The 20,800-nt window shown below is 36.8% G+C and carries 17 protein-coding genes; 14 read left to right on the top strand and 3 right to left on the bottom strand.

Going from position 1 to position 20,800, the window contains the following annotated elements:
• Positions 1–11: 11 nt before the first annotated feature.
• Positions 12–3,464 carry a pyruvate carboxylase gene (locus tag BXY75_RS03465; protein ID WP_121906297.1) on the top strand — a complete coding sequence of 1,151 codons (3,453 nt, stop codon included), beginning with the start codon at positions 12–14 and terminating at the stop codon, positions 3,462–3,464.
• A 197-nt stretch (positions 3,465–3,661) separates the two neighbouring features.
• Positions 3,662–4,048, top strand: coding sequence for a hypothetical protein (locus BXY75_RS03460; RefSeq protein WP_121906296.1), 387 nt, complete (start codon positions 3,662–3,664; stop codon positions 4,046–4,048).
• Between the two features lie 46 nt (positions 4,049–4,094).
• Here the strand turns inward: BXY75_RS03460 and BXY75_RS03455 are convergent, their stop codons facing one another.
• Positions 4,095–5,315 carry a T9SS type A sorting domain-containing protein gene (locus BXY75_RS03455; RefSeq protein WP_121906295.1) on the bottom strand — a complete coding sequence of 407 codons (1,221 nt, stop codon included), beginning with the start codon at positions 5,313–5,315 and terminating at the stop codon, positions 4,095–4,097.
• Positions 5,316–5,518: 203 nt separating this feature from the next.
• Between BXY75_RS03455 and BXY75_RS03450 the strand changes: the two genes are divergently transcribed.
• The 12 genes from BXY75_RS03450 to BXY75_RS03395 all read left to right on the top strand — a co-directional run bounded on the left by BXY75_RS03450 (position 5,519) and on the right by BXY75_RS03395 (position 19,518).
• Positions 5,519–7,108, top strand: a complete 1,590-nt coding sequence (locus tag BXY75_RS03450; RefSeq protein WP_121906294.1) for a T9SS type A sorting domain-containing protein — start codon at positions 5,519–5,521, stop codon at positions 7,106–7,108.
• 248 nt (positions 7,109–7,356) lie between these two features.
• On the top strand, positions 7,357–7,812 hold the full coding sequence (gene rplM / locus BXY75_RS03445; protein WP_121906597.1) for a 50S ribosomal protein L13: 456 nt from the start codon (positions 7,357–7,359) through the stop codon (positions 7,810–7,812).
• Entirely contained in the window at positions 7,812–8,198 is a 387-nt protein-coding gene (rpsI, locus tag BXY75_RS03440; RefSeq protein WP_121906293.1) for a 30S ribosomal protein S9, read from the top strand. Before rplM ends, rpsI begins: the two co-directional genes overlap by 1 nt.
• Positions 8,199–8,381: 183 nt before the next feature.
• Positions 8,382–9,275, top strand: coding sequence for a 30S ribosomal protein S2 (rpsB, locus tag BXY75_RS03435; RefSeq protein WP_121906292.1), 894 nt, complete (start codon positions 8,382–8,384; stop codon positions 9,273–9,275).
• A 99-nt stretch (positions 9,276–9,374) separates the two neighbouring features.
• Positions 9,375–10,340: a translation elongation factor Ts gene (gene tsf, locus BXY75_RS03430; protein WP_121906291.1), complete on the top strand. Its 966-nt coding sequence runs from the start codon at positions 9,375–9,377 to the stop codon at positions 10,338–10,340.
• A 149-nt stretch (positions 10,341–10,489) separates the two neighbouring features.
• On the top strand, positions 10,490–11,197 hold the full coding sequence (pyrH, locus tag BXY75_RS03425) for a UMP kinase (RefSeq protein WP_121906290.1): 708 nt from the start codon (positions 10,490–10,492) through the stop codon (positions 11,195–11,197).
• Positions 11,198–11,381: 184 nt separating this feature from the next.
• Positions 11,382–11,936 carry a ribosome recycling factor gene (frr, locus tag BXY75_RS03420; protein WP_121906289.1) on the top strand — a complete coding sequence of 185 codons (555 nt, stop codon included), beginning with the start codon at positions 11,382–11,384 and terminating at the stop codon, positions 11,934–11,936.
• Between the two features lie 87 nt (positions 11,937–12,023).
• Positions 12,024–13,283 (top strand): DUF5686 family protein, encoded by a 1,260-nt coding sequence (locus tag BXY75_RS03415; RefSeq protein ID WP_121906288.1) that lies wholly within the window; start codon positions 12,024–12,026, stop codon positions 13,281–13,283.
• A gap of 79 nt (positions 13,284–13,362) precedes the next feature.
• Positions 13,363–15,780, top strand: a complete 2,418-nt coding sequence (locus tag BXY75_RS03410; RefSeq protein WP_121906287.1) for an efflux RND transporter permease subunit — start codon at positions 13,363–13,365, stop codon at positions 15,778–15,780.
• 106 nt (positions 15,781–15,886) lie between these two features.
• Positions 15,887–17,329: an asparagine--tRNA ligase gene (asnS, locus tag BXY75_RS03405; protein ID WP_121906286.1), complete on the top strand. Its 1,443-nt coding sequence runs from the start codon at positions 15,887–15,889 to the stop codon at positions 17,327–17,329.
• Between the two features lie 120 nt (positions 17,330–17,449).
• Positions 17,450–18,913 carry an RNA polymerase factor sigma-54 gene (gene rpoN / locus BXY75_RS03400; RefSeq protein ID WP_121906285.1) on the top strand — a complete coding sequence of 488 codons (1,464 nt, stop codon included), beginning with the start codon at positions 17,450–17,452 and terminating at the stop codon, positions 18,911–18,913.
• Positions 18,913–19,518, top strand: coding sequence for a hypothetical protein (locus tag BXY75_RS03395; RefSeq protein ID WP_121906284.1), 606 nt, complete (start codon positions 18,913–18,915; stop codon positions 19,516–19,518). The genes rpoN and BXY75_RS03395 overlap by 1 nt, the downstream gene beginning before the upstream one ends.
• On the opposite strand, the gene BXY75_RS03390 is transcribed toward BXY75_RS03395, so the two are convergent.
• Positions 19,513–20,220, bottom strand: a complete 708-nt coding sequence (locus BXY75_RS03390) for a porin family protein (protein WP_121906283.1) — start codon at positions 20,218–20,220, stop codon at positions 19,513–19,515. The two genes, BXY75_RS03395 and BXY75_RS03390, sit on opposite strands and share 6 nt — an antisense overlap.
• Before the next feature lie 100 nt (positions 20,221–20,320).
• Positions 20,321–20,794, bottom strand: coding sequence for an ExbD/TolR family protein (locus BXY75_RS03385; protein WP_121906282.1), 474 nt, complete (start codon positions 20,792–20,794; stop codon positions 20,321–20,323).
• Positions 20,795–20,800: the final 6 nt, after the last annotated feature.

Here is a 20,800-nt window from a genome sequence, read left to right as displayed (position 1 = left end):
ATAGTTATATCATGGAAATCAAGAAAGTGTTAGTCGCAAATCGTGGGGAGATTGCCATTCGTGTACTTAGAGCTTGTACCGAAATCAATATCAAGACCGTCGCAATTTTTACTTACGAAGATCGGTATTCGCAACATCGATATAAAGCAGACGAGGCTTATCAGATTGGTGAAAACCATGAGCCATTGAAGCCTTACCTTAATAGTGATCAAATTATTTCTTTAGCCAAATCGAAGGGTGTAGATGCAATTCATCCAGGTTATGGTTTCCTTTCTGAAAATTCTGAATTTGCAAGAAAATGTAAAGCAAATGGTATCATCTTTATTGGTCCGGACCCTGAGGTTATGGATGCTTTGGGAGATAAGATCACTGCCAAGAAAATCGCTACAAAATGTAAGGTGCCGATTATTGAAAGCAATAAAAAGAAATTGACATCGCTTAAGGTCGCGCTTTCTGAAGCAGAAACGATTGGATATCCTTTAATGTTAAAGGCAGCATCCGGTGGTGGTGGAAGAGGAATGCGAATTATTCGTGAGGCGGAACATCTTGAGCTTTATTTCGATTCGGCTAGAAACGAATCTCTCAATGCATTTGGCGATGACACTATGTTTCTGGAGAAATATGTAGAAGATCCCAAACATCTGGAAGTTCAGATCGTTGCTGATAACCACGGAAACGTGCGACACCTTTTTGAACGTGATTGCTCGGTTCAACGAAGACATCAAAAAGTGGTAGAAGTTGCTCCTTCTTTCAATGTTTCAGATAAGGTAAAACAAGAGCTTTATAAATATGCGATTGCGATTGCCGAAGAAGTAAATTACAATAATGTAGGTACGGTCGAATTTTTAGTAGATCGTGAGGACAATGTATTCTTTATTGAGGTAAATCCACGTATCCAGGTTGAACATACAGTTACCGAAATGATCACCGGAATTGATCTTATTAAAACACAAATCTTTGTTGCCGGAGGTTATAAACTTTCAGACCAACAAATAAAAATATACGATCAGGATTCGTTGGCAACCTATGGTTTTGCACTTCAATGCCGCTTAACAACCGAAGATCCTTCCAACGATTTTACGCCCGACTATGGAACGATTACCACTTACAGAAGTGCTTCGGGTATGGGAATTCGATTAGACGCTGGTAGTATTTATCAGTCGTATAGTGTGAGTCCGTTTTTCGACTCCATGCTGGTAAAAGTTTCGGCTCATGGTAGAACCTTAGACGGAGCCGTTCGTAAAATGGTACGCGCATTAAAAGAATTTCGTATTCGAGGGGTACAGACCAATATTCACTTTTTACAGAATGTAATTCAGCATGACACCTTCAAAGAAGGGAAGGCAACAGTGAATTTTATTCAGAATACTCCTGTCCTTTTCGATATAAAATTATCACAGGATCGTACTTCGAAGATTACTCAATATTTAGGGGAAGTAATCGTAAATGGAAATCCAGATGTGAAAACAATGGATAGTTCTAAAGTCTTCAGAAAACCTAAAATTCCAAAATTCGATCCTAATGCAGCTTTTCCGAAGGGAACAAAAGACTTGTTAACCGAAATGGGACCTGAAAAGTTCTGTGCCTGGTTAAAGGACGAAAAGAAAATACACTATACAGACACTACGATTAGAGATGCACATCAATCTTTGTTGGCCACGCGTATGCGAACTTTTGATATGCTAAAAGTAGCCGAAAGTTATGCTAAGAATCACCCAAACACCTTTAGTATAGAGATGTGGGGTGGTGCAACCTTCGATGTGGCTTTGCGTTTTTTAAATGAAAGTCCTTGGACTCGTTTACGAGAGCTTCGGAAATTAATGCCTAACATCTTATTTCAGATGCTACTTCGTGGTTCGAACGGAGTTGGGTATAAAGCCTATCCCGATAATCTGATTGAAATGTTTATCGAAAAATCATGGGAGAACGGAATCGATATTTTTAGAATTTTCGATTCATTAAACTGGGTAAGAGCAATGGAACCGAGCATTAACTATGTTCGGAATAAAACGGGTGGTATAGCCGAGGCAGCTATTAGTTATACAGGGGACATTCTGGATCCAAAACAAACAAAGTACAATCTAAAATATTATACACAATTAGCTAAGGATCTTGAAAACGCAGGAGCACATATGATCGCCATTAAAGACATGGCAGGACTTCTAAAACCCTATGCGGCTACAGAGTTAGTAGGTGCGCTAAAGGATACCCTCAAAATTCCTATTCATTTGCATACACATGATACCTCTTCCATTCAATCTGCTACTTATTTAAAAGCCATTGAAGCCGGTGTTGATGTGGTAGATGTTGCACTTGGAGGTTTATCGGGTCTCACTTCTCAGCCCAATTTCAATTCGGTAGTGGAAATGATTAAACAACAGGAAAGAGCTCACGAATTCGATATTAATTCACTCAATGAATTTTCAAACTACTGGGAAGATGTACGCGAAATGTACTATCCGTTTGAGTCTGGATTAAAGGCTGGAACTGCTGAGGTATATCAGCATGAAATTCCCGGTGGACAGTATTCGAATCTTCGTCCGCAGGCAGAAGCCCTTGGATTAGGAGATCGATTTGATGAAGTAAAAAAGATGTATGGTAGGGTGAACGAAATGTTCGGGAATCTTGTAAAAGTGACTCCGAGTTCTAAAGTAGTTGGTGACATGGCTATTTTCATGGTGACTAACGATCTGTATCCTGAAGATGTGATGGCGCGTGGACATGAAATTTCGTTCCCTGAATCGGTGATCAATTTTTTTAAAGGAGATCTGGGACAACCTATTGGTGGTTTTCCGAAAGAGCTTCAGAAGATAGTGCTTAAAAACAACAAAGCATACACAGACAGACCCAATGCTCATTTAGAGCCTATAGATTTTGATGCCGAGTACAAGATTTTTCAGAAAAAATTCCAAAAAGGCTTCACGCGAGCCATAGAATTTGAAGATTTCTTGTCGTATAGTTTATATCCAAGAGTATTTGAGCAGGCGCATGAAAAGTATAAGCGCTACGGAAGTACTGCTATCTTACCAACTCCCAATTTCTTTTATGGGATGAAAGTTGGTGAAGAAATTTTAGTGGATCTGGAACCGGGAAAGACGATAATTGTAAAACTTTTATCGGTCGCTAATGCAGATAAAGATGGAAACCGAATTGTGTTCTTTTCGGTGAATGGAGAAAACCGATTTGTGGAAGTTAAGGATGCTTCGCTCAATATTAAAAAAGAGGAAAACGAAAAAGCAGACGCTGCCGATGCCAATCAGATTGGCGCTCCATTACAAGGAATGCTATATAAAGTATTGGTTAAAAAAGGTCAGGCGATTAAAAAGAACGATCACTTGTTTATAATTGAAGCCATGAAAATGGAAACTACGGTAACTGCTACTAAAGCTGGGAAAATTAAGTCGGCAACGCTTAAACCAGGAACGATGGTGATGAAAGGTGATTTGATAGTGACTGTGGAGTAAAGAATGTAAAATTTTAAATGTAAAAGGTCAAAGTAAGTTATGCTATCATTGTTTTGCCTTGCCTTTTTCATTTTGCGGTTTTGCGGTCTTGCGGTCTTGCGGTTTGACAATATGATTGGCGTGAATTTGAAATTAAACCAATCATAGATACATAATGCCACTTATAATAAAATTAGGAATATAGAGATCAATTTTACATGACAACTTTAATACATCAAAAAAAACTGGATTTTGCTACTTTGGATTTTTACGACACTTATGTTGTTTGTAAAATCGCACAGGGAGTAGCTATTGACACAGCGAAGGTAATTGTGCTTCACAAGATTTATAGAGAATATTTTGGTGATAGACAATACGGTTACATATTCGATCGTACATCAGATTTCACAATTAATCCTATTTCTTATATGCAATGTGAGTATTATCCTGATTTAACAGCTTTTGCTATTGTAGCAATCAATTCTACTACAAAAAAAATGGTGAAGTTTGAGGAGAATTTCTCTAAGATGCCACTTAAAACCTTTGATACTCTGGAGGAAGCTCAAATTTGGATGGAACAATACAATAAGAAATTTTTGGAATAGTGACCTTTTTAGCCTGAAGACTTTGCAAATTCGTTGAAATATTTTATTATTTCTTTATTATTCTGAAAACAGCCGTGCCGCGCGATGTTTGAACATTAACAAGATAATTTCCGGACGATAATTGAGATAGGTCTATAGTTTCTTCTGAAGCTGAAACGTTTTGAGAAAGTAGTTTTTGAGAAAGCATATTGTAGACGGATATTTCTTCGATAATCCCCGTTGCAGTAACATTTAATTCTGAAGCTACCGGGTTTGGGTACAATACTACCGTAGCTAATGAATAATTATTTAGACCCAATTGGCAGTCTTCAATATAATCTACAGGATAACTAGTGTCAAAATGCTCCTCAGCGAACAAAATATTGTCAACACAAACAATTTCCAAAGCTGGGTTTTCAATTAAGGAAGCTCCAGATGTGGTTGTTCCTACTGTTGTACTACAAGGTGTGGTAGCATCTAAAGCCAAATTATTTCCGTTTTGAAGATTTATATATGCCAAAGCATCATTATGAGATAGCCAAACCTGACATAGATTATGGTTATTAGACAAATCAACCTCTGATATTAATGGATTGGCCATCATTCGGAAAGCTCTTAAATCAGTATTGTTCGAAAGATCAATGGAGGACAAATTGTTATTAGAAAGATCCAACACCTTAAGTGGTGTGCTTTGAGTTAAATCTAATGCTGTAATTGAATTGGCAACAAGCTCTAATAATTTTAAGTTCGATTGATTTGAAAGATCGAGTTGCGTTAAGGAATTATCATTTAAAACTAAGCGCTCCAATTCAAGGTTATTACTTAAATCGATGCTGGTGAGAAAATTCTGCGAAGCGTGTAATTGTTTTAAGTTTATTGCTTCAGAAATATCTATTGCATTGAGTTCGTTAAACTGAATTTCCAATTCTTCGAGCAACACATTTTGTGATACACTAAGTTCAGTAAGTAGGTTCTGACTTAAATTGAGTTGTAGGAGCATTGTATTCTGTGACAAATTAACCGAAGTAAGTAGATTTCCATTGACATTTAGATCTGTTACATAAAGAAATGCTTCAATTCCTGTTAAATCAACTATATCCTTATGATTTAATTGTAGCAGTGTTACAGCTTCTGCTTCCGAAAATTGGATTTCCCCATCTTCATTAATATCTATAACTGGATCATGTTCTAAGAGCGCAATTTTAAAAACGGAATCTGGGATAACCACGATTTGGGAAGAAGCAATGCAAGCGCTTAATAAAATATATACAAACAGAAGATATTTCATGATATACTAAATATAACCAATAATTTTATCAAACTGTATTTCTTCGAAGGAACTACTACTATTATATGGAGTCACGTTTACTTCCGATGAAAAACAATAAATGTAAAATTCTAAAGGCTAAATGTAAAAGGACCAAGTAAATTATAGCCTTGACATTTTGCAGTTTTACTATTAACTTTTATATTATTGTGAAAAATTGTTCCATGAAAAAACAACTATCCTTTCTTTTATTGCTTTTATCAGTTTCATTGTCTTACTCACAAAACCTAAATATACTTTCACAAAATACAATCGGTGGTAGCGATGATGACCGACTATATTGTATGGATAAAACTACTGATGGTGGATCTATTCTTGGCGGACGTTCAACATCAAATATTTCAGGAGACAAAACAGAAAATGCTATTGGTAATGGAGATTATTGGGTAGTCAAGCTTGATAGCAACGACACTATTGAATGGCAACATACTATTGGAGGCACTTTTGATGATCACTTGTATTCCATTAAACAAACTTTGGATGGTGGTTATATCCTTGGAGGTATTTCAAACTCTAATATTTCCGGAGACAAAACTGAGGATGCCATGGGAGAATCAGATTATTGGATCGTAAAAATTGATGCAAGTGGCGTTATTGAATGGGAAAATACGATAGGTGGAACTAGTCGAGAACTGTTATATTCAGTAGTTCAATCTCCAGATAACGGCTATTTTATTGGAGGATCATCAGATTCTAATATTTCCGGTGACAAATCAGAAAACAGAATTGGTCCTAATCATGCAATGGATTATTGGGTGGTGAAGTTAGATGCTAACGGAATTATAGAATGGGATAATACCATAGGTGGAGATAACGAAGATTCTCTATATTCGGTTGTCAGTACAGATGATGGTGGATGTATTCTCGGTGGTCATTCTTCTTCTAACATTTCTGGTGATAAAGCAGAAAATTCTATGGGTGAAAAGGATTATTGGGCAGTAAAACTGAACTCTGGAGGTGATATAGCATGGCAGAATACAATTGGAGGTAGCGATAGTGACATCGTTCATTGTATATCTCAAACAACAGATGGAGGATACATATTTGGTGGCACCTCATGGTCTGATATTTCCGGAGATAAAACAGAAAACGCTATTGGCGATGGTGATATTTGGGTTGTGAAAATAGACAGTTTCGGTCAAATTCAATGGGAGAATACGATTGGAGGGAATGGGCTGGATTTCCTTGAATCAATAATACAAACAATGGACGGAGGTTATATTTTAGCTAGCGGGTCTGATTCAAATATTTCAGGCGACAAAACTGAAAACTCTGAAGGCTTATCTGACTATTGGGTTGTAAAACTAAATTCAGAAGGAATAATTGAGGGACAAAGTACTGTAGGAGGAAATGGTGGAGAGGCAGCTTACTCTATAATACAATCTAATAATGGGTCCTATGTTGTTGCCGGCTTTTCAGATTCAAATATTTCAGGTGACAAAACAGAAGACGCTATTGGATTATATGATTACTGGGTGGTTAGACTTGACGGAAATTTAGGGGTTGTTGACAATATATTTGAACCAAACATAAGTCTTTACCCAAATCCCACTACAGATGTTTTAAATATAGCTTCAGATGAGCTTTCAGTTTCAGAGATAAAAATCTACGATTCAAAAGGTTCGTTGATAAAAAAGCTTTCCAACAGCAACATCAATAAAACAATAGATGTTTCTAAATTCGCATCTGGCATTTATTACGTTCAGATTTCTTCCGAAGAAAAAATAATGACAAAAATGTTTGTGAAACAATAATTATAAAACTTAAAGCAAATCATGAATTTGGCACTTTTCAGTTCTACATTTTACATTTGTAATTTTACGGTTTTACATTCCCAAATACTTCCGAAGAAAAACGAGTGAAAATTAAATTCTCACCCCTTGTTATTCAAATAAATAGTACTACATTTGCACCCCTCTTACGCGATATTAATCGATAAAAGGGACTAAGCCCTTTAAATAAGGGGAATCAATGAATTATTAACCTATTGACAAAAAACGAAATGGATACATTGAGTTACAAAACAGTATCTGCTAACAAAAACACTGTAAACAAAGAGTGGCTTTTAGTAGATGCGGACGGCCAGACATTGGGTCGTCTTGCCAGTGAAGTTGCAAAATTACTTCGTGGCAAACACAAACCAAATTTTACACCACACGTAGATTGTGGAGACAACGTAATTATTACCAACGCCGAAAAAATCGTTCTTAAAGGAAACAAGTGGGACGACAAGACGTATATACGTCACACAGGCTATCCTGGTGGACAACGAAGTTTGACCGCTAAAGAATTATTTGGAAAGGACCCAGCAAGGGTAATTGAAAAAGCTGTAAAAGGAATGTTACCTAAGAACAAATTAGGAGCAGATCTTTTCAGAAACTTAAAGGTATATGTAGGTACTGGTCACGGTCAGGAAGCACAGAAGCCAAGAGAAATTAACCTTAACCTAACTAGATAATGGAGACACTACACAAAATAGGAAGAAGAAAAACGGCTGTTGCTCGTGTGTACCTTTCCGAAGGAAAAGGAAACATCACTATCAACAAACGTGAGTTGGCAAACTATTTCACAACGCCAACCTTACAATACAAAGTAAAACAACCTCTTGTACTTACTAATAATGAAGAAACTTTCGACATTACAGTAAATGTATTTGGAGGTGGGATTACTGGTCAAGCAGAAGCAATTCGTTTGGCTTTATCTCGCGCAATGTGCGAAATAGATCCAGAACACAGAATCATCCTTAAACCGGAAGGTCTGTTAACAAGAGATCCAAGAATGGTGGAACGTAAGAAATTCGGTCAGAAGAAAGCCCGTAAGAAGTTCCAATTCTCGAAACGTTAATACCCAACATGTTTGGGTATCTCAACCGGGGTACCCAAAACATGTTATCAAGTTCATAAATTTTTTATTAAATCAGCTGTTAGTCCCATCCTGCCGGGTTGGACAATTAGTTTAGTATCTAAATCATATTCGCCTAGCGGAGAGATTGACATCTAAACATTACAGAACGTAAACTAAAACAAAATGGCAAACAACACAGAAGTCAAAGACTTACTAGAAGCAGGTGTACACTTTGGTCACCTAACAAGAAAATGGAATCCTAACATGGCACCGTATATCTATATGGAGCGTAATGGAATCCACATTATCAATCTTTACAAAACTGCTGCAAAAATTGAAGAAGCTAATGAAGCTTTGAAAAAAATCGCAGCCAGCGGAAGAAAAGTACTTTTCGTCGCTACCAAGAAACAAGCTAAAGACATTGTTGCTGAAAAAGCAAAGAATGCCAACATGCCTTACATTACTGAAAGATGGCCTGGTGGAATGCTTACTAACTTCGTAACGATTAGAAAAGCTGTTAAGAAAATGGCTTCTATCGATCGTATGAAGGCAGATGGGACTTTCCTTACATTATCTAAGAAAGAACGTCTTCAAGTAGATCGTCTTCGTGCTAAGCTTGAGAAGAACTTAGGTTCTATCAGTGACATGAGTCGTCTACCTGCAGCATTGTTCATTGTAGATACTACACGTGAGCACATTGCAGTTGCTGAAGCTCAAAAATTAAATATTCCAATCTTCGCTATGGTAGATACAAACAGTGACCCTCGTGTTATTGATTATGTAATCCCATCGAATGACGATGCCTCAAAATCTATCGATAAGATCATGACTGCTGTTTCTAATGCAATCATCGAAGGTCTTGCTGAAAGAAAATCGGGTAAAGACAATGATGAGCCTAAAGCAGAGAAAGCACCAAAAACAGAAAAGAAAGTTAAAAAAGCTGTAGCTGCAGAAGCTGAAGTGCCTTCAACAGATAAAGAAGATAAAAAAGCGATGAAAGAGGCTAAAGAGCCTACAAAGCTTGAGTCTAAAAGTGAGACCATGGAAAAAGCAGGTCTTACAAAAGAAGAAGAATAAAATAACAATTCAATAAAGTATAAAGGTCGTTTTTGTTTTTTCTTCTGAATAAATTAAAACGACTTTTTTTTAATCATAACCTTAATAAACTTTAACACGATGGTAAAAGTAACCGCCGCAGAAGTAAACAATTTAAGAAAACAAACCGGAGCCGGAATGATGGACTGTAAAAAGGCATTAGTAGAGGCAGAAGGAAACATGGAAGAGGCAATCGCCATCCTTAGAAAAAAAGGACAAAAGATTGCAGAAAAAAGAGCCGACAGAGATTCTAGTGAAGGAGCTGTTATCGCAAAAGTAAACGAAGCTGCCAATAGAGGAGTAATCGTTTCTTTAAATTGTGAGACAGATTTTGTTGCTAAAAATGATTCTTTCGTAGAAATGGCTCAAAAAATGGCCGAAATCGCTCTAAATACTTCATCAAAAGATGAGCTTTTAGCTGCTAATTTCGACGGAATGACCGTTGCTGAAAAGCTTATCGAGCAAACTGGAGTTATCGGTGAAAAGATCGAAATCGGTGGTTTCGAAACTTTAGAAGCTCCTTTCGTAGGTTCTTACATTCACGGAAACAAAATTGGTGCCTTAACAGGTCTTTCTAAAGAAACAAACAACTCAGCTGAAGTTGCTAAGAACGTTTCTATGCAAGTTGCTTCCATGGGCGCGACTACACTGTCATATAAAGATTTTTCATCTGAATTCGTAGCTTCTGAAACTGAAGCCAGAATCGCAGTTATTGAAAAGGATAATATCGAATTAGGAAGATTAGGAAAAACACTTAAAAATGTGCCTACTTATATCTCAAGAGCGCAATTAACAGATGAGATTCTTGCTAAAGCTGAAGAAGCTGCAAAAGCAGAATTGAAAGCTGAAGGTAAGCCTGAGCAGATCTGGGACAAAATTCTTCCTGGAAAAATGGAGCGTTTTATTTCAGACAACACATCTTTGGATCATGAAAAAGCATTGTTAGACCAGAACTTTATTATGGACGACAAGTTGAGCGTTGCCAGCTATGTAGCTAGTAAAGGTGATGCAACAGTTGTTGGATTCAAAAGAGTTTCGTTAGCATAACGATTCGCTTTTTAAATAAATAAAAACCGTGTTCACAATTGTGGACACGGTTTTTTTATTTTGCATATTTCATACAAGATTTTTCGTTATTTTTGCGCAACATTTGTTCAATGGCATAGGCCGAATAAATTATTAAGCAAACCTCAATTATGCACTACAAAAGAATTCTTTTAAAATTATCGGGAGAAGCACTAATGGGAAACCGTCAATACGGTATCGATCCCGAAAGACTTAAAGAATATGCCGAAGAAATAAAGCAAATTATCGATAAAGGAGTTGAAGTCGCAATAGTTATTGGCGGCGGAAACATTTTTAGAGGTGTTGCCGGAGCCAGTCGCGGAATGGATCGTGTACAAGGTGATCATATGGGAATGCTCGCCACCGTTATTAACGGATTAGCATTACAGTCGGCACTTGAAGATGAAGACATACCAACTAGATTGCAATCTGCTATTAAGATAAACGAAGTTGCAGAACCGTTTATTCGTCGGAAAGCCATTCGCCATTTGGAGAAAGGTCGCGTTGTTATTTTTGGTGGTGGAACCGGAAATCCATATTTCACTACAGATTCGGCAGCTGTATTGCGGGCTATCGAGATACACGCCGATGTAATCTTAAAGGGTACACGCGTTGATGGAATCTATAGCAGCGACCCTGAAAAAGACAGAAGTGCAACAAAATTCGATTTTATTACTTTTGATGATGTGCTTCGGAAAGGTTTGAAGGTGATGGATACTACCGCCTTTACATTAAGTCAAGAAAATGAATTGCCTATTATAGTGTTTGACATGAATACCAAAGGCAATTTAATGAAGGTTGTTTCCGGAGAAAAAATCGGAACGAAAGTAAATCTCTAATAATTTCTCTTCTGAAGCAACCCAATAAATGGCTCGATTTTTGAAAAATCATTGAAAAATCTTATATTGACTACGTCAAGCAAGCCGAATACACCAATATTTTATTGAACGTTTCGTGTATTTGCTTTTCAAGACAAGGTTAAACGTTAACGCAAAAAGATATCAGTCTCAAGCTGACATTAATATGGAAGAAGAAATTAAATTTATACTCGATAGTACAAAGGAAGCAATGCATGATGCATTATTACACCTTGAAAAGAAATTTGTCAACATCCGTGCAGGTAAAGCAACTCCATCCATGGTTGCAGGTGTAATGGTCGATTATTACGGCAGTCCTACGCCTTTAGGTCAGGTAGCAAATGTGAGTACTCCCGACGGTATGACTATCACCATTCAGCCTTGGGAAAAGAATTTGATCCCTGATATTGAAAAAGGAATTCACTTGGCAAATATTGGATTTAATCCAATGAACAATGGTGAAAGTATTATTATAAATGTACCTCCTTTAACCGAAGAACGGAGACGGGACTTGGCAAAGCAAGCGAAACATGAAGCCGAAGAATCGAAGATCGGTGTAAGAAATGATCGTAAAAATGCAAACAGCGAATTAAAAGACCTGGATATTTCCGAAGACCTTCAAAAAAATGTTGAAATCGATATCCAGAAGATGACAGATGAACACATCAACAAAATTGATGCAATTCTTACCAAAAAGGAAAAAGAAATCATGACAGTTTAAGTAAAGTTTTCATTCAAAAAGTTAAACAAAGCGGCATATAGCCGCTTTATTTATAATTTAGTCCGATTGCAATAAAAAACAAATTGTATGCGCAACTTTTTACTGATTCTTCTTCTCTTTACGGGATTTTCCGTACTTGCGCAAGAACCAGCAATTACCACAAAGCCGGATACTACAAATACTAATAAAAAAGCAAACCCGTTTAACACCGGATTTTACCCTATTGGTTTTTTCGATGTCGATCTCAAATACATTGTTAAGTATAACAATTTTGAAGGCCTTCGCTTAGGGGTTGGAGGAGTAACCAATAACCGTCTTTCGGAAATCTACAAATTTGGTGGGTATGTAGCTTATGGTTTTAAAGATGAAGATGTGAAATTTTCATTAGGAGGTAGTGCTCGCTTAGAAGAAGAAAAAAATACATGGGTAAACCTCTATTACACCGATGACATACGAGAAATAGGTTCCTTTGAATATCTTACCGATTCCAGAGTCTATTCAGTTTTTGAACCGCGATTAGTAAACGTAACTCAATTCTATAAGCATCGATCCTGGCAAACAAATATACAACACGAATTTTCGAAAAAATTTCTCGCTGAGGCCCGCTTATCACGAAGTAGAATCGAACAAACCGAAAATTATCTTTTTTGGAAGGATGGTATTATTTATGACAGCTACGAAATCGCCGAAACTACGCTATCTGTGCGTATAAGCCCTAAAACCAATTTTTTTACAACCGATGATGGGAAAATAGAATACTTTGATGGCTTTCCTAAAATTAGTGCTCAGGTAACGCAAGGAATTAAAGGCATTACTAAAAGTGATTTCAATTACACTAAGTTTGGCTTAAAATTGGATTATTACATTAAAAGAACCGATCTATCATCAACTAATTTTTTACTGGAAGGACTTTTGGCAACTGGAGATGTTCCCTTAACCCATTTGTTTCACGCCTACCCTAATAGCCCAACAAAAGGTACAGTTCTGAAACGTTTTTCTGTAGCAGGAAGGCGAAGTTTCGAGACCATGTATTTTGGGGAGTTTTTCTCGGACCGACTTACAACGCTTCAGGTAAAACATAGCCTTCGCCGTTTTAATATTTCAAAAAAGATACAGCCGGAGCTCGTTTTTATTACTAAACACGCACTTGGAGATCTTTCAGAAAAGGATGCCCACATTGGAATTCCTATTAAAACTTTAGAGCAATTCTACTCAGAATCTGGCCTGGAAATAAATAAGATACTTTATGGTTTCGGACTCAGTTTCGCGTATCGTTATGGTTATTATCACCTACCTAAATTTGAAGACAATATCGCCTTCAAATTTACTTTCTATCTGAAGCTATAATGGCCGAAAATGTGGTCAAAAAATATTTCTTCCTTATAACTTATTCATACCTTTGCCAATTCGTAACATTAGATAAGTCTTGAATAAACTTTTCAGTATTGGTTTTTGGAGTGCAACTGCCCGATTTATTCTTCGGAATAGAACACTGATTCTTATTGTGATCGCCCTTATTACCGTTTTCTTCGGAATGCAATGGAAACATATGCGATTTACCTATTCTGAAGCTAATTTATTGCCGGATGATCATGAGATCAATCTTGAGTACAAAAATTTCTTAGACAAGTTTGGAGAAGAAGGAAATTTAATAGTTCTTGGAGTAAAAGATTCAACACTTTTTACACCCGAAAAATTTTCGGCATGGAATCGTTTGTCCGATGATCTCAAAAAAGCTTCAGCCGTAGAATTCACACTGGCATTGAGTGATCTTCAGAAACTAGAAAAAAGAACTGACTCAGCCGGTTTTAAGATGGTGCCTTTTTTAAATGACACTGTTTTTACTACTGAAAATTTAAAGCAATATAAATACGAGCTTTTCTCAAAACTTCCATTTTACAATGGTCTGGTATATAGTCCCGACAAAAAATCGGTTCGGACTGCAGTTTATCTTCATAAGGATATTGTAAACACTCCAGTTCGAAAGGCGTTTATTGACACTGTATTAATCCCTAGAGTCCGCGCTTTTGAAGCTGAAACGGGTATTAATGTACACACCTCCGGGATGCCCTATATACGCACCCTCAACTCCCAAAATATAATTGACGAGATAGGAATGTTTATCGGGGCTGCACTAGCGGTAACCTCCATCATCTTTTTCTTCTTTTTCAGGTCATTCCGTGCTACTTTAATATCGATGGTAACCGTTATAATTGGTGTAATGTGGGCTTTCGGAATATTGGGATTACTGCAATATGAGATCACTGTACTTACTGCTTTAATTCCTCCGCTTATTATTGTAATAGGTATTCCCAACTGTATTTTCTTGATCAATAAATACCAACAGGAGATCAAGCAACATGGAAATCAGGCCAAATCTTTGCAACGCGTTATTACTAAAGTTGGAAATGCCACCTTAATGACCAATGTAACGACGGCATCAGGATTTGCTACATTTATTCTTACTAATAGTCAGTTGTTAAAAGAGTTTGGAATCGTTGCTTCCATAAATATCATTGCTATCTTTTTACTCAGCCTTTTAATTATACCTATTTTATATAGTTATATGGCCGTTCCGAAGAACAAGCACTTAAAACACCTAAATAAAGGATGGATTAATGGTTTTGTGAATTGGATGGAAAAAATGGTGCGTGGACATCGAATTGCCATTTATATTTCGGCCATTTTATTACTATGTGCTAGTATTATTGGAATTTTTAATATAAAAATATCCGGAAGTCTCATTGAGGACATGCCAAAACAAGCAGAATTCTATAAGGATATTCGCTATTTTGAAAAGGAATACAAAGGCATTATGCCAATGGAAATACTTGTCGATACTAAACGCCCAAAAGGTGTTATGAATTTGGCCACACTTAAACGAATTGACGAACTTCAGGAATATATTGAAGAATTTCCGGAATTTTCAAGACCCTTATCCGTTGCAGAATTAGTTAAATATTCGAAACAGGCCTATTACAACGGTAATCCCGAATACTATCAATTACCCAACAGCCAGGAACGAACTTTTTTATTGTCGTATGCTAAGAACAGTGCAAAAAACACAAATCTGCTCTCTAGTTATGTCGATTCTACTGGTCAGTATGCCCGTATTACCACTTTTATGAGTGATACTGAAACAGAGCGTTTCGACCGAATTGAAGAAGATCTAAAGGCAAAAATTATAAAAATATTTCCTCCAGAGAGATATGATGTATCGATTACCGGAAAGGCACTTGTTTTTCAGAAAGGAACCAAATATCTGGTTAATAATCTAATCATTTCACTATCACTGGCCATCTTATTAATTGCATTATTCATGGCGTGGATGTTTAGAAGTATGCGAATGATCCTGGTTTCACTTATCCCAAACTTATTGCCTCTTATTATTACCGCTGGACTAATGGGGTTCATAGGGGTACCTATTAAGCCATCTACCATTTTAGTATTTAGTATTGCTTTTGGGATCTCGGTGGATGACACAATTCACTTTTTAGCAAAATACCGTCAGGAATTAATTGCTAACAATTGGAAGATTAAAAAATCTGTTTATGCAGCACTTCGTGAAACAGGTGTTAGTATGTTTTATACATCAATAGTGTTGTTCTTCGGATTTTCAGTCTTTACTATTTCCAGCTTTGGTGGAACTGTAGCCTTAGGTGCTTTGGTATCTGCAACGCTGCTTTTTGCAATGTTAGCGAATTTACTTTTACTCCCTTCTCTATTACTATCACTCGAAAGGAGCATAGCCAATAAGGAGACATTGAAGAAACCGGCACTTAAAATTATTCCGGATGATGAAGATGAGGAGACTGAGGTTGATGATGAAATAAATCCTAACTAATTATTTCATCTTCTGAAGGAATTGAATCAGCATTATTCTCTTCGATCATTCAATATTGAGATTTCACAATTAAAAATTTATCTTTACGCCTTTATAAAACAAAACCATGCAGCATACAGAAATACTTACATTAATACAAAGCGAGCCTTCACTACATCAAGTTATTGTAAAAGGCTGGGTGCGATCTTTTAGAAGTAACCGGTTTATTGCATTAAATGACGGCTCTACTATTAAAAACATTCAATGTGTTGTCGACTTCGAAAAATTTGAGGAAGAAACACTTAAAAAGATTACAGTGGGTGCCGCTATTGAGGTGAAAGGGCTTTTAGTTGAAAGTCAGGGACAGGGTCAGGCTGTTGAGATACAGGTCGAGGCTGTTGAAATATTGGGTGAAGCCAATCCGGAAGATGTAAAACTCACCATCTTATCTCCTAAACGACATTCTCTTGAAAAACTTCGGGAGCAAGCGCATCTCCGTGTACGAACCAATACTTTTAGTGCCGTAATGCGAACGCGCTCAAAGTTAGCCTTTGCAATTCATGAGTATTTTCAAAAAAACGGCTTCAATTATATGCACGCTCCTATTATTACAGGAAGTGATGCTGAAGGAGCCGGTGAAATGTTTCGGGTAAGTGCTTTAGACCCAAAAAACCCGCCTTTGGATGAAAATGGGAATATTAATTATAAAGAGGACTTCTTCGGAAAAGAAACCAACTTAACAGTAAGCGGGCAATTAGAGGCAGAAACTTACGCAATGGGATTGGGCAAGGTATATACCTTCGGACCCACTTTTAGAGCAGAAAATTCGAATACTTCTCGTCACTTGGCGGAATTCTGGATGATAGAACCTGAAGTAGCCTTCAATGATCTTGATGCAAACATGGACCTTGCAGAGGACTTTATAAAATATATTGTAAACTACGCACTTGAAAATTGTGCAGATGATCTTGAGTTTTTAGAAGATAGATTATTACAGGATGAAAAAAGCAAGCCACAGGCAGAAAGGAGTGATATGGCATTGCGCGAGAAACTTAAGTTTATTGTAGACAATAATTTTAAAAGAGTTACCTATACCGAGGCGATTGAAATTTTAAAGCGATCAAAACCAAATCAGAAGAAAAAATTTAAATATATCATTGACGAATGGGGTGCAGATTTACAAAGTGAACATGAACGCTTCTTAGTTGAAAAACACTTTAAATGCCCTGTAATCTTATTTGATTATCCGGCAAAGATTAAGGCATTCTATATGCGCTTAAATGACGACGGAAATACAGTTCGTGCTATGGATGTACTTTTCCCAGGTATTGGGGAGATCGTAGGAGGATCTCAAAGAGAAGAACGTTACGATGTGTTAAAGCAAAAAATGGAGACCATGGGTATTGATGAAAAGGAATTATGGTGGTATTTAGAACTTCGAAAATTTGGAACTGCGGTTCATAGTGGCTTCGGACTAGGTTTTGAGCGAATGGTACAGTTTGTAACCGGAATGGGGAATATTAGAGATGTAATCCCTTATCCGAGAACACCGGGTAATGCTGAGTTCTAAACTTATCCATTGACAAAGAGAGAACTTTCCTCGGAATATCACAACATATTATTAAAACTGGCTGCTTTTACATATTAAGTAGCCAGTTTTTTTTAACTTTATGAGTACATTAAAATACCTATGTTAAAACAGCAGCTTAATTTTAAACTTTCTCAAAAACTATCTCCGCAACAAATACAGTTGATGAAGTTGATACAGCTGCCTACGCAAGCGTTTGAACAACGCATTTCGCAGGAAATGAATGAAAATCCGGCCTTAGAGGGTGGAAAAGATGAAGGAGATCCCTTTGATGAAGATCTCTCCAATGAGGATTATGATGATGACTTTAACGATGGCACTGAGGTAATCGAAACAGAGATCAACGTAGACGATTATTTGAGTGATGATGAGACACCATCTTATAAGCTTTCTGCAAATAATTATAGTGCGGATGATGAAGAAAAAGAAATGCCTTATGCATCCGGAACATCGTTCAATCAATTCTTAATGCAACAGCTTAGCACCTATCGTCTGGATGAGGAAGAAGAAGAAATCGCCAAGTTTTTAGTAGGAAGTGTAGATGAAAGTGGATATATAAGACGTGATTTAATAGATATAGTCGATGATCTGGCTTTTACGCAAAATGTCTATACTAGTGAAGAAAAGATTGAAAAGGTTCTTTGTATCGTTCAGGACCTGGATCCTGCAGGTGTCGGTGCCAGAGGGCTTCAGGAGTGTTTACTCCTTCAACTGGAACGGAAAGAAGCCACACCAGCTGTAGCACTTGCGATTTCAATACTTGAGGATTCATTCGATCATTTTTCAAAAAAACATTATAAAAAACTACTTCAGAAATTCGACATATCTGAAGACCAACTGCGAAGTGCCATTCATGAAGTAGAAAGTTTAAATCCTAAGCCCGGAGGGACTTATTCAGGAAACACCAGAATGGTTGAACATGTCGTACCCGATTTTGCAATAACCATTGTTGATGGAAAATTGGAACTGACACTCAACGGAAGAAACGCGCCTGAATTACATGTGTCAAGAGAATATACGAATATGCTTAAGGGCTATAAGGAATCAAAAGAAAAGTCGAGATCACAAAAAGATGCGGTTCAGTTTATAAAACAAAAACTTGATGCGGCTAAATGGTTTATCGATGCTATTAAACAGCGACAACAGACACTTTTTGTTACTATGAATGCTATAATGCATCAGCAAGAAGAATACTTTTTATCGGGAGACGAGCGCAAACTAAGACCTATGATCTTAAAAGATATTGCAGACAAGATCAGTATGGATATTTCCACGGTTTCACGAGTAGCCAACAGCAAATACGTCGATACTCCTTATGGTACACGACTAATTAAAGACTTTTTTAGTGAGTCGATGAAAAATGACCAGGGAGAAGATGTTTCTACAAAGGAGATTAAAAAGATTCTAGAAATAACTATTGGAGAAGAAAACAAAAGAAAGCCATTAACAGATGATAAACTTGCCAAAATATTAAAGGAAAAAGGGTACCCCATTGCACGACGTACTATTGCTAAATACAGAGAACAACTGGATTTACCCGTTGCACGTCTTAGAAAGGAGATTTAATGAACTATTTCCTACGTTTTGGCGCATATATCCTGCATCCCCTTTTAATGCCTTTAATTGGCTGTGTTATTTATTTTTCGATAACTCCAAGGTTCATTGAGATTGATATAATGCGGGCACGTGTTTTTGCTGTCGCAATAATTACCTTATTCATCCCGATAATAAGTTTTTTTCTATTGAAAAACCTGAACATAGTACAATCCATTCATTTAATAGAGGTAAAAGAGCGCAAATACCCGTTGATGATTCACTGTTTGCTTATTTTATTGATTATTAAGATGGTTTTCGACCCATATGAAAGTCCGGAATTGTATTATTTTTTTGTGGGAATTTTATTCGCTGCTGTCACTGCGTTAATACTGGTATTTCTTAAATTTAAAATAAGTTTGCATCAAATGGGAGTTGCGGGACTCACCATGTTTTTGATTGCCTTAGGGGTTCATTTTAAAATTAACATTTTAGGAACTATCGCCCTTTTCTTTATAGCAAATGGATGGGTTGCATCCTCAAGACTTCATACAAACTCACACAACTACCCAGAATTAATAGCCGGCTTTTTTGTTGGGGTAATTCCGCAGTTAATTTTATTAAACTTCTGGTTATAATATGTAAAACATAAGTCCGACACGTATGGATTGAAAATTAACCTCCTCTCCAGAAGTAGTGACAGCGCCTTTAAAAAATGGATTCAAACCGTAATAGGCGAAAAAATTAAAGGTGTTATAACCAAAGCTTAGTGTAGTTCCGAGTCGTAATCTATCAAATTCAGGAATATTTGTCTGATTTACGTTATTTCCAGTTTGTTTAAAAGTTGCCTTATACCAATAAGCATAGCCCACTCTAAAGCCGGCATACACTCTCCAAAATTTATAGGTTTCTGGTGTAGAGGCACGCCACCTTAACTCAATAGGTAGATCAATGGTTGAAATACTGAATCTATTGCGATTGTAATTGAAATCCTCATCGTTTAAAACGGTAAAAGTTGATTTTTCGCCTTCCACTTCCCCAATAAATAAGTTTTGACCGTATTCATTAAACCCAAACCCAGCACCTATTGCAATCGCAAATGTGCGTTTTTCATTGATCGGCATATCTCTTAGATAACCGAACTGGATGCCCCCGGAAAGGCCTCTAATTTTGACCCCGGAAGGCACATTTGAAAGAAGATTATAAGTTGCACCAATATAAAATTGATCCTCACGATATTTAGTATCGCCAGAAGATATAGCAGTCGTGTCCTGTGCTATTATTACCAATGAAGTAAATAGCAAGTTAAAAAAGAAAAAGAGACGAAAGTTAAGAGACATAGGTTAAATATACTCGTAATTTTGGAATAGCTCAATAAAAAAACGCCTTGTTTCTGACGATTCAGAACAAGGCGTTTCTATAATAATTAAGGATTAAATCTTAATTACCTATTTCGGTTCCGGGTGAAGTAATGTATATCAATTTCAACATATTTATATCCCGCAATTCCTGTTTAATATCAGTAACAAGCCCTGTATTGGTTTCCTTGTCAACTTTTAACGCAACCATTACTTTATCCTGAAGTTCAGGAAGTAATTTTTGTCTTGCCTCAGTAAGAGCGAATTTTAAATTTGTAACATCTGTATATTTATCACCTATTTGGATCTTTCCTTCTTTCCCGTATTTATCTTGGTAGCGGGCACTTGGCTTACCGGCAAAAATGTACACCGAACGATCCTTCTTTAGTTTTTCAACCTGATCTGCTTTCGGCAACTCATTCTTTACTAATAGGTTGTTATTTCTTAATACGGTTACCACCATAAAAAAGAACAACAACATAAATACAATATCCGGCAAGGATGCTGTATTAACCGCAGGTAGTTCGCTACTTTTTTTCTTCGTGAATTTTGACATAGTTTA

Origin of the sequence: Ulvibacter antarcticus, assembly GCF_003688405.1 — a bacterium.
Lineage (GTDB): Bacteria > Bacteroidota > Bacteroidia > Flavobacteriales > Flavobacteriaceae > Ulvibacter > Ulvibacter antarcticus.
Note: the sequence above shows the minus strand (reverse complement) of the source record. Positions and strands in the feature narration are given on the sequence as shown.